Raw genomic sequence first — 25,189 nt, 5'->3', positions numbered from 1 at the left:
GACGCCCATGCTTCAGCTCGTCAAGCTCGCCCTAGCCAAGCCCTATACCTTCGTCGTTCTCGCGATCCTGATCGTGCTGGGCGGCGGCATCGCGGCGGTCGAGACGCCGACCGACATCTTTCCCGACATCCGTATTCCCGTGATCGCGGCGGTGTGGACCTATAAGGGCCTGCCCGCCAACGACATGTCGGGTCGCGTCATCTATTATTACGAGCGCTCGCTGTCGGCGACGGTCGGCGATATCGACCATATCGAGAGCCAGTCGCTGCAGGGCGTCGGCATCGTCAAAATCTTCTTCCGCCCCGGCGTCGACATCCGCACCGCCACCGCACAGGTGACCGCCGCCTCGCAGACCGTGCTGAAGCAGATGCCGCCGGGCATCACCCCGCCGCTGATCCTGAACTACAACGCCTCGACCGTGCCGATCCTGCAGCTCGCGCTGTCGGGCAAAGGACTGTCCGAGCAGAAGATCTACGACCTGGGCCAGAACATGATCCGCCCGGCGCTCGCCTCGGTGCAGGGCGCGGCCATCCCCTCGCCCTATGGCGGCAAGGAACGGCAGGTCCAGATCGACCTCGATCCCGCCGCGCTCCAGGCGCATGGCCTGTCCGCGACCGACGTCGCCAATGCGCTGGCCCAGCAGAACCAGATCATCCCGTCGGGCACCGCCAAGATCGGCGCCTATGAATATAATGTCCGACTGAACAACAGCCCCAGCGTCATCGACGACCTGAACGACCTGCCGATCAAGACGGTGGACGGGACGACCGTGCTGATGCGCGACGTGGCGCATGTCCGCGACGGATCGCCGCCGCAGCGCAACGAGGTCCGCGTCGACGGCGCGCGCTCGGTCCTGATGACGGTGCTGAAGAGCGGTTCGGCCTCGACCATCGCGATCGTCGATCAGGTCAAGGCGCTGATGCCGAAGCTGGAGGCGACGCTGCCACCGGGGCTGAACGTCAAGCTGCTATCCGACCAGTCGGTGTTCGTGAAGGCGGCGGTGTCGGGCGTGATGCGCGAGGGCGTGATCGCCGCCGTGCTGACCAGCCTGATGATCCTGCTGTTCCTCGGTTCGTGGCGTTCGACCGTCATCATCGCCGCCTCGATCCCGCTCGCCATCCTGGCCGCCATCGCCGGGCTGTCGGTGGCGGGGCAGACTCTGAACATCATGACGCTGGGCGGGCTGGCGCTGGCGGTCGGCATCCTGGTCGACGACGCCACCGTCACGATCGAGAATATCATCTGGCACCTGGAACAGGGTAAGCCGGTGCGTCAGGCGATCCTGGACGGCGCCAGGCAGATCGTCGGCCCCGCCTTCGTCTCGCTGCTGTGCATCTGCATCGCCTTCCTGCCGATGTTCTTCCTGCCGGGGGTTGCGGGCTTCCTGTTCGCGCCGATGGCGATGGCGGTGGTGTTCGCGATGATCGCCTCGTTCATCCTGTCGCGCACGCTGGTGCCGACCATGGGCAATTACCTGCTGCGGGATCATGCGGGGCCGCACACCGCCGAGGTGATGGTCGCCCATGACGCGCAGGCCGGGCGGCCGGAGAGCCGCAATCCCTTCCGCCGGTTCCAGCACGGCTTCGAACAGCGGTTCGAGGCGGTGCGTGGCTATTATACCGGCCTGCTCGCCTTCGCGCTCGCCCGGCGGCGGCCCTTCGTCATCGCCTTCATGATCGTGGTGCTGGCGTCGTTCGCCCTGGTGCCGATGCTGGGCCGCAACTTCTTCCCCGCGGTCGATGCTGGGCAGATCAGTCTTCACGTCCGCGCGCCGGTCGGCACCCGGATCGAGGAGACGGCGGCGCTGTTCGACCATATCGAGAACCGCATCCGCCAGATCGTGCCGCCCGACCAGCTCGACACCATCGTCGACAATATCGGCCTGCCGGTCAGCGGCATCAACCGCGCCTATTCCAACACCGGCGGCGTCGGCCCGCAGGACGGCGACATCCTGGTCACGCTGAAGGAGGGACATTCGCCCACCGCCGGGTTCGTGAAGACCGTGCGCGAACAATTGCCGCACGATTTTCCGGGTTCGTCCTTCGCCTTCCTGCCCGCCGATATCGTCAGCCAGATCCTGAACTTCGGCTCGCCCGCGCCGATCGACGTGCAGGTCGCGGGGTCGGACGTGAAGGGGAACGAAGCCTATGCACGAACGCTGATCGCCCGGCTGTCGCGCATTCCGGGGCTGGCCGATGTCCGCCTGCAACAGGCGTCCAACTATCCCGAATATGCGGTCGACGTGGACCGCGCGCAGGCCAGCCGCTTAGGAATCACCGAGAATGACGTGACGCGCAGCCTGACCGTCAATCTGGCGGGCAGCGCGCAGATCGCGCCGACCTTCTGGTTGAACCCCAAGAACGGCGTGTCCTATCCGATCGTTCTCCAGACTCCGCAATATCGCGCCAGCACCGTCGAACAGCTCGACAACATGCCGATCAGCGGCAGCACGCCGGGCCATGTCCAGATGCTGCGCGCGCTCAGCACGCTGCACCGCGAGCCCAGCCCGGCGCTCGTCTCCCACTATGCGGTGCAGCCGGTGTTCGACGTCTATGCCACGCCGCAGGGCCGCGATCTGGGCGCCGTCGCCGCCGACATCGACAAGGTGCTGGCCGAAACCAAAGGACAACTGCCCAAGGGCGCGACCGTCGCGATGCGCGGCCAGGTGGAGACGATGAACACCGCCTTCACCGGCCTGATCCTGGGGCTCGCCGGGGCGGTCGTCCTGATCTATCTGCTGATCGTCGTGAACTTCCAGAGCTGGATCGATCCGCTGGTGATCGTGTCGGCCCTGCCCGCCGCGCTGGCGGGGATCGTGTGGATGCTTTTCGCGACCCACACGCCGCTCAGCGTGCCAGCCCTTACCGGCGCGATCATGTGCATGGGCGTCGCCACCGCCAACAGCGTGCTGGTGGTCAGCTTCGCGCGCGAACGGCTGGCGGAGTGTGGCAACGCGATCCAGGCGGCGATGGAGGCGGGCGCCACCCGCTTCCGCCCGGTGCTGATGACCGCGCTGTCGATGATGATCGGCATGGCCCCCATGGCGCTGGGCCTGGGCGAAGGCGGCGAGCAGAATGCGCCGCTCGGCCGTGCGGTCATCGGCGGCCTGCTCTGCGCGACGCTCGCCACCCTCGTCTTCGTACCTGTCGTCTTCGCCATCGCGCATCGCCGCGAGAAGGCGCCCTCCCCCAAAAATACCATGCCCATCGGAGAAGCCATCCATGCATGACGCCGCCGCGTCCCCCGCTGTGTCGGCCGACACGCCTGCGCCCAAGGGACTGAAGATCGCCGGACTGACCGCCGCCGCGCTGGCGATCGCCGTGGTCGGGTTCGGCGCCCTGACGCGGTCCCAGGACGTGGCGGCGGCAGCCAACTGGTCGACCGCCAATGCCATCCCGACCGTCCACCTCGTCCCCGTCAAGAGCGGCGCGGCGAGCGAGACGCTCGACCTGCCCGCCACGCTGGAGGCGTGGGAGGCCGCACGGCTGTTCCCCCGCGTCGGCGGCTATGTGCGAAGCTGGTCGCAGGATATCGGCGCGCGCGTGGCGGCAGGACAGCCGCTGGGCGTGATCGACACGCCCGAACTCGACGAGCAGATCGATCAGGCCCGCGCCGCCCTCGCCAGTGCCATCGCGCATGAAAAGCTGGCGCGCAGTACGGCCGCGCGCTGGAGCGACCTGCTGACCACCGCCTCGGTATCCAGACAGGAGGTCGACGAGAAGAACGGCGATCTGGCGGTCAAGACGGCCGGTGTCGCCGAGGCGCGCGCCGCCCTGTCGCGGCTGGAGGCGATGAAGCGCTATGCCGTGATACGCGCGCCCTTTGCCGGGGTCGTGACCGCGCGCAATGCCGAGGTGGGCGATCTTGTCGGCCCCGGCGCGGCGGCGCAGGCACCGATGTTCGGCGTGGCCGACACGCATCGGATCCGGGTTTATGTCAGCGTACCGCAATCGCTGTCGGCGACGATCCGGCCGGGGATGACCGCCACGCTGACCGTCCCCGCCTTTCCGGGCCGCCGGTTCACCGCGACGGTCGCGGGCCTGTCGAGCGCCATCGATCCCAAGTCGGGCGCGTTCCGTGTCCAGCTTCTCGCGGACAATCCCGATGGCCTGTTGAAGCCCGGCGGCTATGCCCAGGCTCGCTTCGATCTGCCCGGACAGCAGGGGACGGCGCAGGTGCCGTCGAGCGCGATCCTGTTCGGCGCGGGCGGCGCTCAGGTCGCGACGGTCGACCCACACGGCCATGTCGTGATGCATCAGGTCCATATCGGGCAGGACAATGGCCCGACCGTACAGATCCTGTCGGGCGTGAAGCCCGGTGCGCAGATCGTCGACAATCCGCCGGACTCGCTGGCGCAGGGCGAACTGGTCCGCGTCGGGCAGAACCGTCATGGCTAAGCGTATGTCGCGCTGGATCGCCGGGGCGACGCTGGCGCTTCTCGGTGGGTGTTCGATGGCCCCCGCCTATCGTCCCCCGGTCATACCGCCGCCCGCCGCGTTCAAGGAGATGCCGACCGGCGCCGACCCGGTGTGGAAACCGGTCGATGCCGCGACCGCCATCCCGTCCGGCTGGTGGACCGGCTTCGGCGATCCGCTGCTGGACCAGCTGGAGGCGCGGATCGACCATGACAATCCGACGCTGGCGGGGGCGCTGGCCCGGTATGACATGGCCCGCGCCACCCTGGCGGGCGCACGCTCGGGGCTAGTCCCGCATGTCGAGCTGACGCCCAGCCTGATCCGCAACAGACAGTCCGACGAACGCCCACTGCGCGGCGGCGCGCAACCGGATTACTATAGCGCCGCGACCCTGGGCGGCGACCTGTCCTATGAGGCCGACCTTTGGGGGCGCGTGCGCAACTCGGTCGCCTCCGGCCGCGCGCTGGCCGAAGCGAGCCGCGACGATCTGGCGGCGGTCAAGCTGGCCCTGCAAGGCCAGTTGGCCAGCGACTTCGTGCAGTTGCGGGGGCAGGACCAACAGCTCGCGCTACTCGCCCAGACGATCGAAGCCTTCGCCAAGGCCGACGCACTGACCCGCAACCGGTTTCGCGGCGGCATCGCGAACGGCATGGATGTCGGCCGGGCGGGCGTGCTGCTGGGCGAAGCGCGGGCGCAATATGCCGAAGTGCAGGCCGAGCGCGCCGTGACCGAACATGCGATTGCCAGCCTGGTCGGGCAACCGGCGTCGACCTTCTCCATTCCACGACGCGACACCCCGCTCGCCCTGCCCGCGATCCCGGTCGGTGTCCCCTCGACCCTGCTCGCCAGGCGGCCCGACGTCGCGGCGGCGGAGCGGCGCATGGCGGCGGCCAATGCCCGGATCGGCGTCGCCAGGGCGGCATTTTTTCCGCAGATCACGCTGGGGGGAACGGGCGGCTTTCAGAGCACCGCACTGGCGGGGCTGGTCGCGGCGCCCAATCTCTTCTGGGCGATCGGACCCGGCGCGATCCTGAACCTGTTCGATGGCGGCAAGCGTCGCGCCGATGTTGCCGCCGCGCGCGCGGACTGGGATGCCGCCACCGCCGACTATCGCGCCCACGCTTTGGGGGCATTCCAGGACGTCGAGGATGCGCTCGCCACGCTGCGTCATCTGGGCGACGCCCAGGCCGCGCAGGACCAGGCGGTGGCGTCCGCCGCCAGCACCAGCCGGATCGCGCTGGATCGGTACATCAAGGGCGCGGCGACCTATCTCGACGTCGCGACCGCGCAGGAGAGCCTGTTGCGTGACCAACAAAGCGCCTTGTCGCTTCAAACCCGACGCCTGCTGGCCAGCGTCGCCCTGGCCCGCGCGCTGGGCGGTGGAGCACCGATCGTCGCCCGGTAGCGGTGCCGATCCGGTCCGCGCCTGCGGACGCGACCGGATGGCTTCATCGGTCAGGCTCCATGGTCGCATACCATTCGGCATAGTCGGTGTTGTGGACCATATGACGGTTGAGATCGGGGGTGCCGTCGTCCCACCATACCGGCCCCCGTTCGCCCAGTGCGACCTTAGCGGCCTGAACCTTGGCCCGCGCCCGGCCGAGGCTGGCCGCGTCACCTTGCGCCATCGCCGTCCGCACCATGCGCCGGGCCTGCATCAAGGCGTCGACCAGTGCCTGCCGTTCGTCCGGTGCCAAGGCGGGGTTGCTCTTGCGCCACAACCGCCCCCGCACGACGATATAGCGCCCATCGGGGGTGGTCGGCGGCGGGGCTTTCGGCATCGTCACGTCGGTCGCGCTTTTCACTTCGAATGGAAGCACCAAGGTCAGACGAATACAGCGTTCCGTCGTTCCGAACGGCTTTGCGGTTCGCCGTCGAAAGGACTAGGCTGACGGCATGGCCGCTTTTGACGACAGCTTCGATCCCGACCTTGGGGCAGCCTGCAATCGCTTGGCGTCATGGGTGGAGGCGTTGCCCGAGGGCGCGCTGATCGATGCCGCGTCCGATCTGACCGAAGACGATCTGGCGCTGATCCTGCGCCACCTCTACGTCACGCGGCATCTGGGGCAGGATGCAGAGGCCATCGGCCATGCTCCACCCCCGGCGGCACGGGCATCGGTTCCGGTGACGGCGAAAAGCTGACGCTCAGCCAATCGGAAATTTCTCGGCTCTTCAACGGCTCCGATGCCGTTGGACGGCGTTCTATCGGATGACCGGCGACGAAGCGTCGGCCGCGTTCGTGGAGCCGTCATGCCCGATCACCCTCCCGAGAATCCCGATCCAGAGCTGAACCGGCCCGGCGAGGATGACGCGGCGGAGGCTCCGTCCATCCGATCGGAGCCGCATCGGTCGGACGACAAGTCCGTGACCGAACGCGCGCAGGACGAAGCCGACACGCTCGGCGATTTCGCCTGACCGCGGCGCTCGACGCCAAGCTGTTTACAATTGGGAGTGCCCACCATGGATGATGAACGCCTCTGGAGCTTCGAGGAAAGCCTGTGGACCCAGGGTCCCGACAATTACCGGGAAAAGGTCGATGCCGAAGTGGTGATGGTCCTGCCCCACCCGCCCTTCGTCCTGACCGGCGAGTCGGCCATTGCGGCGGTGGCCGACACGCCCGTCTGGGATAGCGCCGAGCTGACCGAACGCCAGGTTTCGCGCCCGCAGGAGGGATTGATCGTCATCGGCTATCACGTCGCGGCCAGCCGGGGCGACGAGACGTACGAGGCGCATTGCACCTCCGTCATCCGGCGGCTGGAGCATGAGGTCTGGCGTGTCGTGCAGCATCAGCAGACGCCGAAGCTCAAACAACCCTTGACCGAGGGATGACATTGACGACGGGCCTGACGCACAGGTCAGGCCCGTCGATCGGTCAGTAGGTGTTGGCGCCGCTGATATGGATGGTGCCGTTTAGCCCGGCCGGGAAGAACCCGCCCGACGATACCGACGCGGCCGAGGTGTAGAGAATACCCATCGTCATTTCCGGCGTCTTGCGCGTGGGGATTTCGCCCCAGCCGACGACGCTGACATTGGACCAGTCGTTCCCGCCGATGCCTTGGTCATTGTCCTTCGGACCGTCGAACTGGTCGCGCCCTCTGGCCATGGTGTCGGCGCGCTCGAAGATGCTCTTCTGCCCCGCGACGGGGTTCTGGCGGAAGACATTGGCCGCGACGTACAGGATGTTGCGCACGATCGCATCGTCACCGGCGACGCCGCAGACCAGGGCGGCCATCATCGGCTTGTAGCTTGCGCCCATATACCAAGCCAGATCGTTGGTCGCCTGCGTGTTGAGCAGCGACAGGCCGGTCAGGCCGAGAATATAATCGGTCTCCGACGCCCAGGGATCGAAAGCGACGGCGGGCGCTGTGTCGCTGGCGCGCTGCGCGGTGGCGGCAAAGGCGCTTCCCTGACCACCGGCGATGTTGATCGCGGGCTGTGCGGTCGCCGCCGGACCCAGCGTCTGGCGTAGCAGTGCGATGCGCGCGTCGAACTGACTCGACACCTCGCGAAGCGCCTCCAGCGTCTGGGTGCTCAGCGACACCTGCCGCCCGCCCGACACGGTGCCCGCCTTGCCCGTGCCCGTGGCCAGATTGGCAGGCAGCGAGCCGCCATCGATCCCGCGATGCAGATAACCCGCGAGGAAATAGTGAAGCTGCAGCGCGAAGTTCATGCGATCGGCGTCGGTCGGCGTATAGGCCGGCGGCACGACGGCGGAGGCGGAACTGGCCGCAGGCACCGGTACCGACGTCGCGTCGACGATGCCATCGCTCTTGCACGCCGACAGGAAAGACAGCCCGCCCGCCACGGCCGATGCCCCGCCCACCAGCCGCAGGAAGCGGCGGCGTGTCGGCGCCCCCCCTTCAATCATTCGTGTTTCCATGATCCCGTCCCCTATAATCTGTCTCTTTGTCCGGCTCAGTTGGCCGCGCTCGTGACGATTCCGCCCTTGATCCCGGTCGGGAAGAACCCGCCCTGTTTCACCGCACCGCGGTTCATGAAGAACACGTTGAGCGCCTGTTGCGGCGTGCGCGTGCGGTACAGGCCGCTGCCGTCGGCCACGACCATCCGGCTCGTCGTGCGGCCATCGGCGGCGGCGATCGGGCTCAGCCCGCTGTCGGTGACGCTGCTGCCGTCAATTTCGTCGCGCCAGGCGGCCAGCCGGTCGACCATGATGAGCAGTTCGGGGCGATTCACCGCCAGTTCGCGGATCATGTACCGGATCGTGGTCGCACTGTTGGCCGAACCGGCGGAGAGTGACGAAATCTGCGCCATGACGCTTTCATTGGTCAGCGTCGGCAGCAAGCCCGCCAGATAGGTCGCCTGAACGGTCAAAAGGGTTTCCGCCGCCAACAGGCAGTTGGCCGCCGATGCCCAAGGGTCGAAACTGTCGTTCGGCCCGATCGCCCCGGCCATGCGGAACATCGCGGTGAAAGAGGCCGCCGACAGGTCGATCTTCGTCTGGGCGACGGCGTCGGCGCGCAGGACTTCGCGCAGCATGATGGTCCGCCACCAGAATTCGTCCGCCATCTCGCGGATGCGCCATTGGATGGTCTGTTCGGAGGTGGCGAACTTGACCCCCTGCCCGTCGGTCACCGGCACGCCCGGCTGGTCCAGAGTCTCGCCACCGCGGATCAGATAGGCGGGCAACGGGCCGTCCTTGGCCCCGTAGGTCACGACCCGAACGAAATTCGTCGTGACGTAATAGATGTTGAGCGCGAACTGCAATGGCACCGTGTCGGGCGACGTCGTCACCTGGGCCGAAGCGGGCTTCGCCATCGACGTGACCATGGCCCCGCCCAGCAGCGCCGCCAGCGCGGCACGCCTGCCGTTCAGCGGCGCCTCCGGCTCGGCGTCGTGCGGGTTTGTGGTCTGCTCGATCATCCTTCTCCCCTCCTTATGCATCCCGAAAACGTGCCGCCCGCCTCTTCTCGTCACCGGCCTATTGGCTCGTGTGGATCGGCTGGGCCGCCGTCGTCCCCCAATGTCACTTTCCGCGACGCTTTCATGATTGGACCAGATTTTATTGTTGGACAAGATTAAAAATGTCGGACAACATGTAATTGTCATTTAGCCTCCAACCCGGAGAAACCGTGTGGGGGCGACATCAGAGGGGGAGGTTAAATACATGTCATTGTTGCGCGGATTTGCCACCGGGGCGGCGACCACCACAATAGCCATGGTGCTGGGTTCTTCGGCTGCTGCGGCGCAAAAGACCGAAGATGCCACGGCAAAAGCACAGGAAGTCCTAACCGGTAAGGCGCCCAAGAAGCAGAACAACAAATCGCAGGGTGAGGGCGATTCGACGTCTGTTAGCACTAACAAGAAGTCTAAAGACAGCGACCCCAAGGTCTCCAACGAATCGGGCCGCCTGACGGGTGACATTGTTGTCACTGGACTTCGCGAAAACGTGAAGTCGGCGCGCGCCGCGAAGCGCCAGGCCGCCCAGATCGTCGACGTCGTGCTGGCCCAAGACATTGGTAAATTGCCAGACAAAAACATTTCCGAGGCGCTGGCGCGCGTCCCGGGCATCCAGATCGACCGTGAGCGTGGCGAGGGCGGCAAGGTCCGCATCCGTGGCCTCGAAGACGTCATGACGACCGTCAACGGCTCGCCGACCTTCTCGGGGACCGGCCGTAGTACCGCTCTCAACGACATTTCGTCGGACCTTGTCGCGGGTATCGAGGTGTACAAGACCCGCTCGGCCGATCAGGTCGAGGGCAGCCAGACCGGCGTCATCAACCTGACGCTGCGCCGTCCCACCGATTTCAAGGAAGGCGCCACCTACGCGTTCAACGCTCGCGCGGATTATGCCGATCAGGTGAAGCGGGTGAACCCGTACCTCAGCGCGCTGGTCGTCTACAACGCGAACACCGACATCGGCCAGATGGGGTTCATGGTCAACGGAACCTTCAACGACATCAACTATCGCGAATCGAATCGCTGGGTCGGCCCGCCATCCTGGATCTGGGACAGCCGCCAGAACGTCTCGCCCTCGACCACGCCCACCAACATCTATATCCCCAGCAACGTCGGCATCGACGGCTCGCAGGGCAAGGCGCGCCGCGCCGCGTTCCAGGCCTCGACGCAGTGGAAGCCGAACGAAAATCTGTCGTTCGTGCTGGAGGGTGGCTATGGTCACGAGCGGTCGCTGTGGGAGGACAGCAACTACGTCATTCCGCTCAACTATTCCGGAAGCCAGGCGCCGCCCCCGCGCCTCTATGACCTGGTCATGAGCCAGGACGGTCGCCTCGTCACCGCGCTGAAGGCAACGTCAATCGATCCGCAGGGGCCGGGGCGCCAGTCGCGACGGAACGAAACGTCCAATTTCAACGGCCGTTTCCAGATGAATTACACGACCGAGCGCGCCGTGCTGACCGCGACGGCCAACTATCAGCGGTCGGAGAAGAACTGGGACAATATCTTCCACTGGATTCGCTTCGCGCAGCAGCCAGGCTATGACATCGTCTTCAACGATCCCAACGACCCGAAGGGCGGTCTGAACATCAAGTTCACCGGCGTCGACCTGATGGATCCGAAGAACTATACCTATATCGACGGCTTCAATCAGGCGCGGTCGAACGAATTCAGCGACGAGATCGAACTGAAGACCGATCTTCGCCTGAATACGTTCGCCAACTTCATCGACTATTTCAAGACCGGCCTGCGTTTCACGAAGCGTCGGCTCGAAGGCAAATATGGTGATCGCGGCTATGGCGGCCTGCGCCTGCCGATTTCGTCGGTGTCGGGTTACGAGTTACAGGAAATCGGCAACCGCTTTCCGGGGTCGGCTGCGGGCGCGAACCTCAACTGGCTGATCGGCGATGCGCAGACGATCCGTGACCAATGGATGTCGATCATCAATCGCATCGCGCCGCTCTATGCCGACGACGAGAATTTCACCCAAACCTATTACCCCCAATATAATCCGTTCAGGGCTTTCTCCGGGCCGGAGTCTTCCGTCGCCGCTTACGCCCTGGCGCATTACAATGTGAAGCTGCTGTTCCCGATCGAAGGCGAGGTCGGCATCCGCGCGGTCAATCTGATCCGGTCGCTAAGCGCGCTCAACCGGACCGAAAGCCGTCAAACGATCAATGGCGAAACCGTGTTCGTGCGGAAGGACACCATCGTTTCGGCAAAGGGAAATTCGCTCGACCTGCTGCCCAACGTCAACGCGATCGTGCATTTCACGCCCAAGCTGCAGCTGCGCATGGCCTACACGCATGACGTCGGACGTCCCGGCGTCGGCGACCTCAATCCGCAGGTCTATCTGGATTTGCAGAATTCGTCGCGGCCGACGGGGCGAGGCGGCAACGCCAATCTGGGTCCGGTCACGACGACCAAATATGACGCGTCGCTGGAATGGTATTTCGGCAGCACGGGCCTGGCCAGCGTCGCGGTCTGGCAGTGGAACCAGCAGGGCTATGCGGCCCGCCGTAGCGTTTTGGAATTGCTACCTGAATCGCCGACGGTCCCCGTATTGGTCGAGCGCCCCTATGCACTCGGTATGGGGCGGCATCGCGGTATCGAAGGTCAGCTGACGACCTTCTTCACCTTCCTGCCAGGCGTCCTGAAGTCGTTCGGGGCCAGCGTGAACGGGACGCTCAACATCACGCGTCAGGCCTATCCGAATTACGACCGCGACGGCAATATGACCTTCTCTTATGGTCCGTATTTCTGGGTCTCGAAATATGTCTACAACGTCACCGGCTTCTTCGAGCGCGGCGGCCTGAACGTCCGTGTCGCCTATAACTGGCGGTCGCGGTACCAGCGCTGGATGAGCACGACGAACCCGTATCAGAACGAGTTCTATCAGCCGATCGAGCGGCTCGACGCCTCGATCAACTACGACATCACCAAGAACCTGACCGTTGCGTTGGAGGGATCGAACCTGACCCAGGCCGGAAACCGGAGCTACTGGGGCACCTATGAACTGCCGCAGGACGTCCGTTACTTCTCGCGCAACTTCTCCTTCTCGGTGCGCACCCGCTTCTGACGGCGGGCGATAGCGAGATGACCGGCGCGCCCGCCCTCCCCCGGCGGGCGCGCCTTTTTTTTAGGCAAGCCGAGGACCGGATTGTCCGGGCGCTCGCCGGACGATTCCATTGACCGCTATCGATCCGCTGTGCACCCTGATCCGAGTTGAGGCACCCAAATCCGGAAATCCGATGACGTTGCACACCTGGTGGCTGTTTACGGCGGCGGTCTTTCTGCTCGCCGCCACGCCCGGACCCAATATGCTCCACATCCTGTCGCGCAGCGTGGAGATTGGCTGGCGGCGCAGCGTCGCGGCCATGGCGGGCTGCCTCCTTGCTCTGGTTGTGGTCCTCACCGCGTCGGCCGCCGGTCTGACCACGCTCCTGCTCGCGCTGCCCGGTGCCTTCGAGGTGCTGCGCTATCTGGGCGTCGCCTATCTCTTCTATCTGGGGATCAAGGCATGGCGGAGCAGCCCGTCCGCCGCCGACGATACGGCCCCCCGCCTGCCGCCGCGCCGGTCCGCCTTCGCCATCTTCCGGGGCGGCTTCGCGATTGGGGCGAGCAACCCCAAGCTCATTCTGTTCGCGGCGGCCTTCCTGCCGCAATTCGTGGATCCGTCGCGACCGCAGGCCCCGCAATTCGCCATCCTGGTCGCCACCTTCGCCGTGATCGAAAGCTTCTGGTACGCGGTTTATGCGCTGGGTGGCCGATCGCTCGCGGGTCATCTCGCCCGGCCTTCGCTGCGACGCATATTCGATCGGGTCACGGGCACAATCTTCATCGGCTTCGGCCTGTTGCTGCTCCGGACCAAACCGGCCTGATCGAACGGACCGCGCCGCTCCAGCCAATCCCGATGACAAAAAGCCAGGCGGTCTATGTCCCGCACATGCCTCTTCACCATTTCGACCCTATCCCTGTCGGCCGTGTTCCTGCTGCTGGGCCTGTTGTTCGTCGCACGGCCTGACCTGGGCGCAGAAATCTACGGGGTGCAGGGGCATGATCCCGCCACGATCGTCTATCTCCGGGCGGTGGGTTTCCGCGATCTGGCGCTGGCGGCCTATCTGTTCGGACTGGCGGCGGCGGGACAGGTTCGGGCGCTGACGATCATCCTTGCCGCCACGATCGTCATTCCGGTGGGCGACATCGTCCTGCTTCTTCGGTCGGGAACGGGACATGCGGTCCATTATATGCTGCATGGGGCCAGCCTGTTCTGCTTTGCCGCTATGGCATTGTGGAGCCATGGAATTTCACGTCGGCGATCGCCCTGATCCGCGCCGCAACAGGCAAAATCGACGCCGGAGATGTCACAACCCCGGTTACCTTTGCGGGGGATGACGGTTACATCACCCTATGGAACAACAGGCCCTTGTTTTCGCGCTGATCGGTATTTTGGGTATCGGCGCACAGTGGATCGCCTGGCGGACGGGATGGCCCGCCATCGCATTGATGCTGGCGGCGGGCGTCATCGCCGGTCCGATCACCGGGCTGATCGTGCCCGAACACACATTCGGCGAGCTGCTCGAACCGATGATCTCGGTCGCCGTCGCCCTGATCCTGTTCGAAGGGGGCCTCAGCCTCAACTTCCGCGAGCTGCGCAAGACCGAGGGTGCAGTCACGCGGCTGATGATGGTCGGCATCCCGCTCGGCTGGGTGCTGGGGTCGCTGGCCTGCTATTATGTCGCCGGGCTGGTCTGGCCGGTGGCGATCCTTTTCGCGGGCATATTGGTCGTCACCGGGCCGACTGTGGTCATCCCCCTGCTCCGCCAGAGCAACATCGCCGCGCGGCCCCGCGCGATCCTGAAATGGGAAGCGATTGTCAACGATCCCTTCGGCGCGCTGTGTGCGGTCATCACCTATGAATATCTGCGCCGCGTCGATGAGGGCGGCACGCTGGTGTCGGTCGTCACCGCCCTGCTGGGGGCGGCGGTGGTGTCGGGGCTGATCGGCTATGCGATGGCGCGCGCGATCGCCTGGGCCTTTCCGCGCGGGCATGTGCCCGAATATCTGAAAGCGCCGGTGCTGCTCGTCGCGGTCATCGGCACCTTCGTCCTGTCCAACCTGATCCAGCAGGAAACCGGGCTGCTCGCGGTGACGGTGATGGGCGTCGCGGTCGCCAATATGCGGCTGGACTCGCTGCGCGACATTCATCCGTTCAAGGAGAATGTGACCGTCCTGCTCATCTCGGGCGTGTTCGTCCTGCTGTCCGCCTCGCTCGATTTCGAGGTGCTGCGCCTGTTCGAATGGCGCTTCGCCGCCTTCCTGGTCGCACTGCTGTTCCTGGTGCGCCCCGCGACCGTGCTGATCGCGCTGGCCTTCAGCAAGATCCCCTGGAACGAACGGCTGCTCGTCGCCTGGATCGCGCCGCGCGGCGTCGTCGCGGTGGCGGTGTCGGGCCTGTTCGCGCTGCGGCTCGACCAGCTCGGCTATGGCAATGGCAACATCCTCGTCACCCTGTCCTTTGCCGTCGTGGTGGCGACGATCATCGCCCATGGCTTCAGCATCCGCTTCGTCGCGCGCTGGCTGAACGTCACCGGGGCGACGCAAAAGGGTCTGCTGATTATCGGCAGCACCCCCTGGAGCCTGTCGCTCGCGCGCCAGCTCCAGTCGCTGGGCCTGCCGGTGATGATCGCCGACACCAGCTGGCAAAGACTGGCCAGCCCGCGCCAGGCGGGGATCGAGACCTATCATGGCGAAATCCTGGCCGAAACGACCGAGGAGCGGCTGGACCTCAGCCAGTTTCAGGTGATGGTCGCGACGACCGAGAACGAGGCCTATAACGCGCTGGTCTGCAACGAATTCGCCCATCATATCGGCCGCGATTCCGTGTACCAGCTGGGCGGCAGCGGCGATGACGAGGATCATCGCAGCCTGCCCGAGGCGTTGCGCGGCCGCGCCATGTTCACCGCCGGGCACGGCGTCGAGGACATCCTGCGGCGCGAGGCGTCGGGCTGGACCTTCCGCAAGACGCGGATCAGCGAGCAATTCAATTTCGACACCGCGCGCTCGACGCTGCCCGACGAGGCCGACATGCTCTTCGTGCTGCGCAAGGACGGCCGCATCCGCTTCTTCACCCATGCCGCGCGCCCGATGCCGCAAAATGGTGATATCGTCGTGTCCTATGGCCCGTCGCGCCACGCGGATGCGGAGGGCAGACAATTATTCCAGAACGGGGAGGCCATCGCATGACATCGAAGCGGACATATCGGGCGGCACGCGTCATCGTGGTGGCGACGATCGGCGTGGGTCTGGTGGCGTGCCAGCCCGGCGGCCGAAACGCGGCGAACGAGGCGGCGGAAGTCCCCGCCGACGCCAATGCGACCGCGATCGGGAACAATGCCGTGTCCGAGGCTCCGGCGGAAACCAAGTCGATCATCCGCCCGGACATCGAACCCGCGCCTACCCCTACCCCGACGCCGGAACCGGTCGAGCGCACCATCCCCTTCCCGGCCAAGGGGACGCAGCCGGATCAGGCGGGCCTGGCGTCGCTCGATGCGCTTCTGACCGACCCGACCTACAAGCTGGGCGGGCCCATCACGCTCTGGGGCCATAGCGACTCCAGCGGGTCCGACGCCGCCAACCTGCTCGCCTCCCGCCACCGCGCAGAGGCGGTCCGCGACTATCTGGTCAAGAACGGCACCGCGCCGGATCGCATCACCGTCATCGCCATGGGCGAGGCCAGCCCCGTCGTGCCGAACCGGAAACTCGACGGGACGGACGATCCCGCAGGCCGCGACAGGAATCGGCGGGTGGAGATCAAGGTGGACCTGCCCGCGTCGCGTCCGGCCGAAGCAGCGGATGCCACAGTCGAAACCCCCGCCCCCTCGCCGACGCCACGCTGACGCCGTTATTCCTCCCCGGCAAGGGGAGGACAGGGGGAGACGGCGCCAATGGCTTCCTTCTCCCTTACAGTTGCGCAGGCGTCACAAGTCGGTCATCCGTTATTCCCTCATCACCTCGACGCCAGGGCCGGATCATTGACGAACCGTAACGACAGCGACACGTGCGAGGGTCTTCGGCTGGCGGCCCTGGATCGCTACGACGTGATGGACACGCCGCGCGAGCCGAGTTTCGACGAGCTGGCTGCGCTGACCGCCAAGCTGTGCGACACGCCGATCGCTGTGGTGAACCTGGTCGGTCAGGGACGCCAGTTCTTCAAGGCTGAAGTCGGCCTGGGCGTGCGCGAGACGCCACTGCATAGCTCCTTCTGCGCCCATGCGCTACTGGAGGAGGATTTCCTGATCGTCCCGGACCTGCGCGAGGATGCGCGGTTCGCCTGCAATCCGCTGGTTACGGGCACGCCGCATATCCGTGCCTATGCGGGTGCCTTGCTGAAGACCGGGAACGGGCTGGCGATTGGCACGCTGTGCGTCCTCGACTATCGCCCGCGTGCGTTCACCGAAGTCCAGCAGGAAACGCTTCGGGTGCTCGCACGGCAGGTGATGGCGCAGCTCGACCTGCGCCGCACCGTGCAGGAGCTCGACCGGCAGAACGAGGCACTGCGCGTCGGTGAGGAGCGGATGCGCCTGATCCTCGACAGCGCGCGCGACTATGCGATCATCGCCACCGACACCAATCGGCGCATCACCAGCTGGTCGGCCGGTGCCCAGGCGATCTTCGACTGGACCGTCGCGGAAGCAATCGGCCGTCCGATCGACGAGATTTTCGTGGAGCAGGACCGCCTCGACGGCGTGCCAGCACGGGAGGTGGAACGGGCCGGCTGGGAAGGCTGTGCCCCGGATGTTCGCTGGCATCGCAAGCCCGACGGCGGGCTGGTGCTGCTCAACGGCACGACCCATCCCATCCGGGACGGCGACGACCGGATCATCGGCTATCTGAAGATCGGCCACAACGAGACGGAGGACCGCGCCCGCGCCGCCGAACTCGCCCGCGCCCGCGTCGAGCTGGTCGACAGCGAGGACCGGTTCCGCAACATGGCGGATCATGCGCCGGTCATGATGTGGGTTACCGATGCGGACGGCGTCTGCACCTATCTCAACCGGCGCTGGTACGAATATACCGGACAGACGCGCGAAGAGGCGCTGGGCCATGGCTGGCTGGACGCCACCCATCCCGACGACCGGGCGGAGGCGGAGCACATCTTCGCCCAGGCCAATACGACGCATACCTCCTTCCGCATCGACTATCGCCTGCGCCGCGCGGACGGGTCCTATGGCTGGGCGATCGATGCCGCCTCCCCCCGTTTCGGGCCGGACGGCGAGTTTCTAGGCTATATCGGCTCGGTCATCGACATCGCCGATCGGCGCGCGGCCGAGGATGCGCTGCGCCACGCCAATGCGTTGCTCGCCGCCGTGATGGAGGCGGTGCCGGGCGTCGTCTATGCCAAGGACAGCACCGGCCGGATGCTCGCCGCCAATCGCGGCACGGTGGATCTGGTCGGCAAGCCGATCGAGGCGATCATCGGGCGCACCGATCTGGAGTTCCTGGACGACAGGGGCCAGGCGGAAATCGTCATGGCCAATGACCGGCGCGTGATGACCGAGGGCCGGACCGAGGCGCTGGAGGAACAGGTCAGCTTCTCCGACGGCACCCATGCGACATGGCTGTCGACCAAGGCGCCGTTCCGCGATGCGGCGGGCCATGTCGTCGGGCTGGTCGGCTCGTCGATCGACATCACCGAGCGCAAGCGCGCGGAGGTAGCGCTTCAGCGGATGAACGAGACCCTGGAAGACGAGGTCGCCGAACGCACCGCCGAGCGCGACCGGATGTGGGATACCTCGCCCGACCTGATGCTGGTGATCGATTTCCACGGCGTCATCCGGCGGGTCAATCCGGCCTGGACGACGCTGCTCGGCTATGACCAGGCGGAATTGGTCGGCCGTCACGTCAACGACTTTATCGTGACCGAGGATCACGACGATACGATCCACGCCTATGAACTGGCCGCGAACGGCGGCAGGCCGAAGGTACAGAACCGCTATCGCCACAAGGACGGCTCGATCCGCTGGATTTCCTGGAATGCCGCACCGGCGGGCGACATGACCTATGCGACCGGCCGCGACGTGACGGCGCAGAAGGAACAGGCGCTGGCGCTGGCGCAGGCCGAGGAACAGCTTCGCCAGGCCCAGAAGATGGAGGCGGTCGGCCAGCTGACCGGCGGGCTGGCGCATGACTTCAACAACCTGCTGACGGCGGTGACGGGCGGCCTCGAACTGCTCGCCATGCGGATCGCCAAGGGTCAGTATGACCAGCTCGACCGCTATATCACCATGGCGCAGAACGGCGCGCATCGGGCCGCCGCGCTGACCCAGCGCCTGCTCGCCTTCTCGCGGCGGCAGACGCTGGCACCCAAGCCCACCGATGTCGATCGCCTGATCGCGGGCATGGAGGACATCATCGTCCGCACCATCGGCCCCCGGCCATCGATGTGACATTCGCCTCCGCAGCCGGTCTGTGGCCGATCCTGGTCGATGCGCCGCAGCTGGAGAGCGCGCTGCTGAACCTGTGCATCAACGCGCGCGACGCGATGCCGGAGGGCGGCAAGCTGGTGATCGAGGCCGCCAACAAGACGCTCGACGCGCGCGCGGCGGCGGCGCAGGATCTGCCCGCGGGCGACTATGTCTCGCTGTGCGTCACCGACACCGGCACCGGCATGACGCCCGAGGTGATGGAGCGCGTCTTCGACCCGTTCTTCACCACCAAGCCGATCGGCGAAGGCACCGGGCTGGGCCTGTCGATGATCTATGGTTTCGTCCGCCAGTCGGGCGGGCAGGTCCGCATCTATTCGGAGGTCGGCGCGGGCACCACGATGCGCCTCTACCTCCCCCGGCTGCCCGGCGAGCCGGAACTGGCGGACCCGAACGAAGCCTCCGCCGCCCGGCACCGCGCACATGAGGGGCAGGCGGTCCTGCTGGTCGAGGACGAAAACGCCATCCGAGATCTGGTCGCGGAAGTGCTGCGCGACGCCGGATACCATGTGCTGACGGCCAATAACGGCCCGATGGGGGTGCAGATGCTGCAATCGGACGAGCGGATCGACCTGCTCGTCACCGATGTCGGCCTGCCCGGCGGGTTGAACGGCCGTCAGGTCGCCGATGCGGGCCGCGCGGTCCGCCCTGCCCTCAAGATATTGTTCGTCACCGGCTATGCCGCCAACGCCGCCGTCGGCGCGGGCCATCTGGACGAGGGCATGGAGGTGCTGACCAAGCCGTTCAACGTGCTGGAACTGGAACGCCGCGTCGGCGAGATGCTGTCGGCCTAGAATCTGATCCAGCCAATCTGCAGCACCACCCCGGCGGAGGCCGGGGTCCAGTTGCAAAGGCTTTATTGATGGAGCACGCTGGAGCGTCACAACCGTACCCCCAACTGGCCCCTGACCTCCGCCGGGGTGGTAGGACACTCGTTCAGGTCAGGTGGATCAAACTCTATATTCCCGCCCTCATAGCCCGACCCGCTCGATCATCGTCGCGATCTCGACCGGCAGGGCGGTTTCGCCCTTGGGAAGCAACCGGTTGAGCGCGGTCTGCACCCGCTTGCGCGCGACCTTATAGGCCTTGTGCCGGATCGAGCGCGTCGCATTGGTGCGCCAGGATGGGCTTTCGCCGAGCAGCGCCTCCCACTTGGCCTCCTCCGCCTCCAGGATCGACAGCGCCAGCCTCAGGCCGTCGCGCCGTCCGCGTGCATAGTCGTCGGATTTCTCTGCTTTCTCCATCACCCCGCAAACTGGCCCCGATCCCGACCCGTGGCAAGTCGGCCGCTATGCCCGCCGCGAACGCGGGCGTGGCACCAGACGGTCGAGCGCATCGGCATTGTCGCGACCCCAGCCGTAAAGCAGCTCGACCGGCTCGACAAAGCGTCGGCCCAGATCGCTCAGCCGGTATTCGACCATCGGCGGCATGGTGCTCTGGACATGCCGGGTGATCAGCCCGCTGCCCTCCATGTCGCGGAGCGTCTGGGTCAGCATCTTCTGCGAGATGCCCGGCAGGCTGCGCTGGAGCACGCCTGTTCGCGCGATGCCGCCGTGACGGGCGTGCAGCGTGTGCAGCACCATGCTGGTCCATTTGGTCGCGAACAGTTCCAGCACGCGGCGCGGGGCGCAATCCTCGCGCCATTCTTCATCCGGCGTTCCCGGCTGCATCATCATCTCCCGGCCTGGGCACCAGATGGTGCCGTCTGGAACCGCTGTCCACCCGCCCCTAGCTAAAGTCCCTGATAAAGGAGGCTTTATGGCGAAGACGGCATTGGTGGTGGGCGCGAGCGGGATCGTCGGCAGCGCGACGGCGGCGCTGCTGGTGGAGCAGGGCTGGACGGTCCATGGCCTCGCCCGCCGACCGACCCCGCAGGAGGGCGTGCAGCCAGTCGCCGCCGATCTTCAGGACCGCAAAGCGACCGCATCGGCACTGCGCGACGTGAACCCCGATGCGGTGTTCATCACCACCTGGCTGCGTCAGGACAGCGAGGCGGAGAATATCCGCGTCAACGCTGCAATGGTCCGCAACCTGCTCGACGGACTGCCCAGACCCACCGCCCCGCGTCATGTCGCGCTGGTCACCGGCCTCAAACATTATCTCGGGCCATTCGAGGCCTATGGCAAAGGCACGCTGCCGCAGACGCCGTTCCGCGAGGAACAGGGGCGGCTGGACGTCGAGAATTTCTATTATGCGCAGGAAGACGAGGTGTTCGCCGCAGCCCAGCGCGACGGCTTCAGCTGGAGCGTGCACCGCCCGCATACGGTGATCGGGCTGGCGGTCGGCAACGCGATGAATATGGGCACGACGCTGGCGGTCTATGCGACCTTGTGCCGCGAGACGGGTCGGCCCTTCACCTTCCCCGGATCGGCCGCGCAATGGTCCGGGCTGACCGACATGACCGATGCGCGGCAGCTCGCGCGCCATCTCCTCTGGGCGGCGGAGACCGAGGCGGCGCATGACGAGGCGTTCAACGTCGTCAATGGCGACGTCTTCCGGTGGCAATGGATGTGGGGCCGCATCGCCGACTGGTTCGGCGTCGAAGCGGTGCCGTTCGACGGCACGGTGCGACTGCTGGAGCAGCAGATGGCGGACGATGCCGAGCTTTGGCGTCGGATCGCCACGCGTGAGGGGCTGGCCGAACCCGATCTCGGCCGCCTTGCCTCGCCCTGGCATACCGACGCCGACCTGGGCCGCCCGATCGAGGTCGTGACCGACATGTCCAAGAGCAGGCGGCTGGGCTTTACCGGCTATCAACCGACCGACGACGCGTTCTTCACGCTGTTCGAGCGGCTGCGCGCGGATCGCCTGATCCCGTAATAATATGGCATCCCTCGGTATCGAGAGCTTCGCTCAGCGAATGGCAGGTCCTCAATGCTTGAGAGTGACGTCACGAAGCGCTCGACCGGCCGATGCGGAACCGGGCAAAAAATTTTCCGACATCGCTACAGGCTGTAAAAAGGCTGTTTTTCGAGGCTCGTTCCATCATGACAAATGATATCGCTATCATTCGTCATGATGGAGCAGGGTGAAATTTTCGACCTGTTTTAACGCTTTAAACCAAATAAGGACCAATATAAGACCATAAAGGGGTTAGGCTGCTGGGCGTGGTTCGTGGCACACTGGTTTGCAAACGATCTCATGTCAAGACGTTCGGCTTCATAAACTATTAGAAAATTTCGTGTGACCCATGCCGTCCTTGACACAGGTCAATGTCGGAAACGGGAAAAACTCATGCGGGCCACGATCAAATTCAAGCTGGGCACGACGTTCGCGATAGTGCTCACATTGCTCCTGGGGATGGCAGTCCTTGCCGCCTCGAAGCTGAACGAGATGAACAGCGTTACGACGCAGATTGTCGATGGCCCCGTGGCTCGTTTGGATCGTGCGGAAACACTGAACGAGCGCATCAGCTACGCCGTCCGCATGGAAAAGAACCTGGCGCTTTCTTCCGACAGTCAACAAATGAATGTTTTCGACGGCGACCTGATGCGCGCCCGGTCGGACATGAAATCTCTGATCGAAACCGGACTGTCGACCGCAACGCCGTCGGGCCGACCGGTCTGGGCCGAAATCAACAATGACTACGCGGCGTGGCTGCCTGTCAACGACACGGTCCGCCGTCTGGGCCTGGCCAATCGGAACGAAGAGGCGGGCGCGCTGTCGATGACGAGGTCGCGCGAACTAGCTGGCAAGATCAGCGAGGGAACGCTGCAACTCGTCAAGAACGCCAAGGCCGACATGGAAACGGCCAAGCAGAATGCCGATGCCATCTACAAAAGTTCGCTCAACACGCTGATCGTCATTTCGGGACTGGCGCTGCTGATCGCGCTGGCGGGTGCGGTGTGGATCGCGCGCATCGTCTCGCAGGGCCTAAAGAAGGTGTCGTCCGCGATCGAGGCGGTGGCGATCGGCGATATCGAGCAGGAGGTCGCCGTCACGACCAATGACGAGATCAAGGATCTGGTCGACACGGTGAACCACATGACCGCCAATCTGCGCCAGAGCGCGCAACTGGCCGACACCATCGCCGAGGGTGATCTGAGCATCGATCACAAGGCACTGTCCGACAAGGACATGCTGGGCCACGCGCTGATCCGCATGACCAACAATCTGCGCAAGTCGGCGGAGCTGGCCGATACGATCGCGGCTGGCGACCTGACCGTCGACCATCAACCGCTGTCGGACCGGGACGTGCTGGGTCGCGCGCTGGTCCTGATGATCGAGCGTCTTCGCGGGGTCGTCAGCGATGCCACGCTGGCCGCGCAGAATGTCGCGGCGGGCAGCCAGCAGCTCTCTTCCTCCTCGGAACAGATGTCGCAGGGCGCCACCGAACAGGCGGCGGCGGCTGAGCAAGCCTCAGCCTCGATGGAAGAGATGGCAGCCAACATCAAACAAAATGCCGACAATGCCAGCCAGACCGAAAAGATCGCCCGCCAGTCCTCGCAGGATGCCGAGCATAGCGGCGAGGCGGTCCAGCAGGCCGTCGTCGCGATGCGCACCATCGCCGAGAAGATCGTCATCGTGCAGGAAATCGCGCGCCAGACCGATCTGCTCGCACTGAACGCGGCGGTCGAGGCGGCGCGCGCGGGCGAACATGGCCGCGGCTTCGCGGTCGTCGCGGCCGAGGTGCGCAAACTGGCCGAACGCAGCCAGACGGCGGCGGGCGAGATCAGCGGCATGTCGTCGGACACCGTATCGGCGGCGCAGGCGGCGGGCGAAATGCTCTCCAAGCTGGTCCCCGATATCCGCCGCACCGCCGAGCTGGTCGCCGAGATCAGCGCCGCATGCCGCGAACAGGATATTGGCGCCAGCCAGATCAACGCCGCGATCCAGCAGCTCGATCAGGTGACGCAGCAGAACGCCACGGCGTCCGAGCAAATCTCCTCGACCTCCGAGGAACTGGCCAGCCAGGCCGAGGAACTTCAAGAGAATATCGCCTTCTTCCGCGTCGAAAGCGCAGCCAGCCGGTCGCGCCATGCCCGCAAGCCCGCCCCGGCGCGCGCTTCCGTGGCCGACACGAAGAAGGCCAAGGTGACCGCAAAGTCGAACACGGTGGCCGGCCAGCAGGCCCGACTGCGTGGTTTCGCGCTCGACATGTCGACCGGCGGCCCGGACGGCGAAGACGACGATTTCGGCTGCGCGGCCTGACGGGACGGCCTTTCAGGCCACGCCTTACTGAATCGCGTCATACCATCCCGGCTTTGGCCGGGGTGGTAAGCGCTGGGTGTGGGAGCCATCTTTCCAACGCCTTATTAGTGCGGATCGACATCCTATTCCTCCCCTGCAAGGGGAGGTGGCAGGCCACAGGCCGGACGGAGGGGTGTCCCGGCTGGCGAAGTTGGCCCCCATCAACGAAGGGTGACACCCCTCCACCATCCTTCGTATGGTCCCTCTCCCCTTCCAAGGGAGGAAAGAAACTGGGACGACTGAATGTCGATCGGGCCCGGCGATAGCTCCCCCTGCCCCTACCCGGCCAGCAGCTTCTGCGCACAGCCCTGGACGTGGTCGGCGATCAGCTTGAACGCCGCGCTCATCGGGGACTGGCGGCGCCAGGCGATGGCGATCGATCGGTGCACGCGCCAGCCTTGGACGGGCAGGATCTTCAATCCCGCCGCCCCGCCCACTTCGGATCGCAGGTAAAGGCTGGGCAGCAGCGTCAGGCCCAGCCCGCTCGCGACCATCTGGTGCAGGCTTTCCAGACTGGTGCCATAATAGTCCGGCGCGATGGTCATGCCGTAATCGTCCGCGACCTCGGCCGCCTGCCGCGCCAGATGATGGCGCGGGTCGAGCGTCAGCAGCGGGCTGCCGGTCAGGATCTCGCGCGTCGCCTCGGTAGCGGCGTCGATCGGGTGGTCGAGCGCGGCGACCAGATGCAACGGCTCGCGGAATAGCGGCTCGACCGTCAAATCGTCGCCCGTCATGGGCAGCGGCCCCAGTACGACATCGATGTCGCCGCGCGAAAGCTCACGTATCTGTTCGTCGGGAATTCCCTCGCGCACATGCAGGCGCAGGCGCGGAGCCATGCGGTGCAGCTCGGCGATGATCGGCGACAACAGATACGGCCCCAACGTCGGCGTCGTCCCCAGTTTCAGCGTGCCGATCAGGCTGTCGGACGAGCCCGCCGCAAGCGCGGCGATATCGCGCGCATCGCTCAACATGCGCCGCGCCGTCGCGACGATGCTGCGCCCCACCGGCGTCAGGATCGCGCCGGTCGCACTCCGCTCCAGCAACCTGGCGCCCAACCGCTCCTCCAGCGTCCGGACCTGCTGGCTCAGCGTCGGTTGCGAGACATTGGCGACCCGCGCGGCCAGCGCGAAAGAGCCGGTATCCGCGATCGTGACCAGATATTCGAGCTGACGCAGGGTAAGCATA

The 25,189-nt window shown here is 65.7% G+C and carries 21 protein-coding genes; 15 read left to right on the top strand and 6 right to left on the bottom strand.

What is annotated here, in order from left to right:
- Positions 1 to 7: 7 nt before the first annotated feature.
- From KV697_RS18480 to KV697_RS18470, 3 genes are read left to right on the top strand one after another with little or no spacing between them, the layout of a single operon-like run.
- The gene (locus KV697_RS18480) at positions 8 to 3,229 is read left to right on the top strand and encodes an efflux RND transporter permease subunit (protein WP_219019427.1); all 3,222 of its coding nucleotides are present in this window, start codon (positions 8 to 10) and stop codon (positions 3,227 to 3,229) included.
- Complete coding sequence (locus KV697_RS18475) at positions 3,222 to 4,397, top strand: efflux RND transporter periplasmic adaptor subunit (protein WP_219019426.1); 1,176 nt, start codon at positions 3,222 to 3,224, stop codon at positions 4,395 to 4,397. The genes KV697_RS18480 and KV697_RS18475 overlap by 8 nt, the downstream gene beginning before the upstream one ends.
- A complete protein-coding gene (locus KV697_RS18470) occupies positions 4,390 to 5,820 on the top strand; it encodes an efflux transporter outer membrane subunit (RefSeq protein ID WP_219019425.1) in 1,431 nt (476 codons plus the stop codon). The genes KV697_RS18475 and KV697_RS18470 overlap by 8 nt, the downstream gene beginning before the upstream one ends.
- 43 nt (positions 5,821 to 5,863) lie before the next feature.
- On the opposite strand, the gene KV697_RS18465 is transcribed toward KV697_RS18470, so the two are convergent.
- Complete coding sequence (locus KV697_RS18465; protein ID WP_306822663.1) at positions 5,864 to 6,220, bottom strand: hypothetical protein; 357 nt, start codon at positions 6,218 to 6,220, stop codon at positions 5,864 to 5,866.
- 91 nt (positions 6,221 to 6,311) lie between these two features.
- On the opposite strand from KV697_RS18465, the gene KV697_RS18460 reads away from it, so the two are divergent.
- The 3 genes from KV697_RS18460 (at position 6,312) to KV697_RS18450 (ending at position 7,244) form a co-directional block, all read left to right on the top strand.
- Positions 6,312 to 6,557 carry a hypothetical protein gene (locus tag KV697_RS18460; RefSeq protein WP_219019424.1) on the top strand — a complete coding sequence of 82 codons (246 nt, stop codon included), beginning with the start codon at positions 6,312 to 6,314 and terminating at the stop codon, positions 6,555 to 6,557.
- Positions 6,558 to 6,665: 108 nt separating this feature from the next.
- On the top strand, positions 6,666 to 6,830 hold the full coding sequence (locus KV697_RS18455) for a hypothetical protein (RefSeq protein WP_219019423.1): 165 nt from the start codon (positions 6,666 to 6,668) through the stop codon (positions 6,828 to 6,830).
- A 45-nt stretch (positions 6,831 to 6,875) separates the two neighbouring features.
- Positions 6,876 to 7,244, top strand: coding sequence for a DUF4440 domain-containing protein (locus KV697_RS18450; protein ID WP_219019422.1), 369 nt, complete (start codon positions 6,876 to 6,878; stop codon positions 7,242 to 7,244).
- A gap of 43 nt (positions 7,245 to 7,287) precedes the next feature.
- Here the strand turns inward: KV697_RS18450 and KV697_RS18445 are convergent, their stop codons facing one another.
- Positions 7,288 to 8,283 carry a ferritin-like domain-containing protein gene (locus KV697_RS18445; protein WP_219019421.1) on the bottom strand — a complete coding sequence of 332 codons (996 nt, stop codon included), beginning with the start codon at positions 8,281 to 8,283 and terminating at the stop codon, positions 7,288 to 7,290.
- Positions 8,284 to 8,330: 47 nt separating this feature from the next.
- On the bottom strand, positions 8,331 to 9,296 hold the full coding sequence (locus tag KV697_RS18440) for a ferritin-like domain-containing protein (protein ID WP_219019420.1): 966 nt from the start codon (positions 9,294 to 9,296) through the stop codon (positions 8,331 to 8,333).
- Positions 9,297 to 9,822: 526 nt separating this feature from the next.
- On the opposite strand from KV697_RS18440, the gene KV697_RS18435 reads away from it, so the two are divergent.
- The 7 genes from KV697_RS18435 to KV697_RS18405 all read left to right on the top strand — a co-directional run bounded on the left by KV697_RS18435 (position 9,823) and on the right by KV697_RS18405 (position 19,608).
- Positions 9,823 to 12,408, top strand: coding sequence for a TonB-dependent receptor (locus KV697_RS18435; RefSeq protein ID WP_219019419.1), 2,586 nt, complete (start codon positions 9,823 to 9,825; stop codon positions 12,406 to 12,408).
- 172 nt (positions 12,409 to 12,580) lie between these two features.
- Positions 12,581 to 13,210, top strand: coding sequence for a LysE family translocator (locus KV697_RS18430; protein ID WP_219019418.1), 630 nt, complete (start codon positions 12,581 to 12,583; stop codon positions 13,208 to 13,210).
- A 54-nt stretch (positions 13,211 to 13,264) separates the two neighbouring features.
- Positions 13,265 to 13,657: a DUF4267 domain-containing protein gene (locus KV697_RS18425; protein WP_219019417.1), complete on the top strand. Its 393-nt coding sequence runs from the start codon at positions 13,265 to 13,267 to the stop codon at positions 13,655 to 13,657.
- Between the two features lie 82 nt (positions 13,658 to 13,739).
- The gene (locus KV697_RS18420; RefSeq protein WP_219019416.1) at positions 13,740 to 15,575 is read left to right on the top strand and encodes a cation:proton antiporter; all 1,836 of its coding nucleotides are present in this window, start codon (positions 13,740 to 13,742) and stop codon (positions 15,573 to 15,575) included.
- The gene (locus tag KV697_RS18415; protein ID WP_219019415.1) at positions 15,572 to 16,228 is read left to right on the top strand and encodes an OmpA family protein; all 657 of its coding nucleotides are present in this window, start codon (positions 15,572 to 15,574) and stop codon (positions 16,226 to 16,228) included. Before KV697_RS18420 ends, KV697_RS18415 begins: the two co-directional genes overlap by 4 nt.
- Before the next feature lie 135 nt (positions 16,229 to 16,363).
- Positions 16,364 to 18,778, top strand: coding sequence for a PAS domain S-box protein (locus tag KV697_RS18410; protein WP_257575439.1), 2,415 nt, complete (start codon positions 16,364 to 16,366; stop codon positions 18,776 to 18,778).
- Positions 18,775 to 19,608 carry an ATP-binding protein gene (locus KV697_RS18405; RefSeq protein ID WP_219019413.1) on the top strand — a complete coding sequence of 278 codons (834 nt, stop codon included), beginning with the start codon at positions 18,775 to 18,777 and terminating at the stop codon, positions 19,606 to 19,608. Before KV697_RS18410 ends, KV697_RS18405 begins: the two co-directional genes overlap by 4 nt.
- Before the next feature lie 177 nt (positions 19,609 to 19,785).
- Here KV697_RS18405 and KV697_RS18400 read toward each other — a convergent pair whose 3' ends face one another.
- Positions 19,786 to 20,058: a hypothetical protein gene (locus KV697_RS18400; RefSeq protein WP_219019412.1), complete on the bottom strand. Its 273-nt coding sequence runs from the start codon at positions 20,056 to 20,058 to the stop codon at positions 19,786 to 19,788.
- A 45-nt stretch (positions 20,059 to 20,103) separates the two neighbouring features.
- Complete coding sequence (locus tag KV697_RS18395) at positions 20,104 to 20,484, bottom strand: winged helix-turn-helix transcriptional regulator (RefSeq protein WP_219019411.1); 381 nt, start codon at positions 20,482 to 20,484, stop codon at positions 20,104 to 20,106.
- 88 nt (positions 20,485 to 20,572) lie between these two features.
- Here KV697_RS18395 and KV697_RS18390 point away from each other — a divergent pair, with 88 nt between their 5' ends.
- Together KV697_RS18390 and KV697_RS18385 are read left to right on the top strand one after the other, a co-directional pair.
- On the top strand, positions 20,573 to 21,634 hold the full coding sequence (locus tag KV697_RS18390) for an SDR family oxidoreductase (protein ID WP_219019410.1): 1,062 nt from the start codon (positions 20,573 to 20,575) through the stop codon (positions 21,632 to 21,634).
- Positions 21,635 to 22,048: 414 nt separating this feature from the next.
- On the top strand, positions 22,049 to 23,965 hold the full coding sequence (locus KV697_RS18385) for a HAMP domain-containing methyl-accepting chemotaxis protein (RefSeq protein WP_219019409.1): 1,917 nt from the start codon (positions 22,049 to 22,051) through the stop codon (positions 23,963 to 23,965).
- 317 nt (positions 23,966 to 24,282) lie between these two features.
- Here KV697_RS18385 and KV697_RS18380 read toward each other — a convergent pair whose 3' ends face one another.
- On the bottom strand, positions 24,283 to 25,188 hold the full coding sequence (locus KV697_RS18380) for a LysR family transcriptional regulator (RefSeq protein WP_219019408.1): 906 nt from the start codon (positions 25,186 to 25,188) through the stop codon (positions 24,283 to 24,285).
- Between the last annotated feature and the right edge of the window lies 1 nt (position 25,189).

The organism is Sphingomonas sanguinis, from assembly GCF_019297835.1.
In the GTDB taxonomy this organism is placed as follows: Bacteria; Pseudomonadota; Alphaproteobacteria; order Sphingomonadales; family Sphingomonadaceae; genus Sphingomonas; species Sphingomonas sanguinis_D.
The sequence above is the reverse complement of the archived record's forward strand: the minus strand, read 5'-3'. Positions and strand labels throughout refer to the sequence as shown.

Coding starts and splice junctions, on each gene's coding strand:
- KV697_RS18480 (WP_219019427.1), top strand. CDS start 8: ATGCTTCAGCTCGTCAAGCTCGCCCTAGCCAAGCCCTATACCTTCGTC.
- KV697_RS18475 (WP_219019426.1), top strand. CDS start 3,222: ATGCATGACGCCGCCGCGTCCCCCGCTGTGTCGGCCGACACGCCTGCG.
- KV697_RS18470 (WP_219019425.1), top strand. CDS start 4,390: ATGGCTAAGCGTATGTCGCGCTGGATCGCCGGGGCGACGCTGGCGCTT.
- KV697_RS18460 (WP_219019424.1), top strand. CDS start 6,312: ATGGCCGCTTTTGACGACAGCTTCGATCCCGACCTTGGGGCAGCCTGC.
- KV697_RS18455 (WP_219019423.1), top strand. CDS start 6,666: ATGCCCGATCACCCTCCCGAGAATCCCGATCCAGAGCTGAACCGGCCC.
- KV697_RS18450 (WP_219019422.1), top strand. CDS start 6,876: ATGGATGATGAACGCCTCTGGAGCTTCGAGGAAAGCCTGTGGACCCAG.
- KV697_RS18445 (WP_219019421.1), bottom strand. CDS start 8,283: ATGATTGAAGGGGGGGCGCCGACACGCCGCCGCTTCCTGCGGCTGGTG.
- KV697_RS18440 (WP_219019420.1), bottom strand. CDS start 9,296: ATGATCGAGCAGACCACAAACCCGCACGACGCCGAGCCGGAGGCGCCG.
- KV697_RS18430 (WP_219019418.1), top strand. CDS start 12,581: ATGACGTTGCACACCTGGTGGCTGTTTACGGCGGCGGTCTTTCTGCTC.
- KV697_RS18425 (WP_219019417.1), top strand. CDS start 13,265: ATGTCCCGCACATGCCTCTTCACCATTTCGACCCTATCCCTGTCGGCC.
- KV697_RS18420 (WP_219019416.1), top strand. CDS start 13,740: ATGGAACAACAGGCCCTTGTTTTCGCGCTGATCGGTATTTTGGGTATC.
- KV697_RS18415 (WP_219019415.1), top strand. CDS start 15,572: ATGACATCGAAGCGGACATATCGGGCGGCACGCGTCATCGTGGTGGCG.
- KV697_RS18400 (WP_219019412.1), bottom strand. CDS start 20,058: ATGGAGAAAGCAGAGAAATCCGACGACTATGCACGCGGACGGCGCGAC.
- KV697_RS18395 (WP_219019411.1), bottom strand. CDS start 20,484: ATGCAGCCGGGAACGCCGGATGAAGAATGGCGCGAGGATTGCGCCCCG.
- KV697_RS18390 (WP_219019410.1), top strand. CDS start 20,573: ATGGCGAAGACGGCATTGGTGGTGGGCGCGAGCGGGATCGTCGGCAGC.
- KV697_RS18385 (WP_219019409.1), top strand. CDS start 22,049: ATGCGGGCCACGATCAAATTCAAGCTGGGCACGACGTTCGCGATAGTG.
- KV697_RS18380 (WP_219019408.1), bottom strand. CDS start 25,188: ATGCTTACCCTGCGTCAGCTCGAATATCTGGTCACGATCGCGGATACC.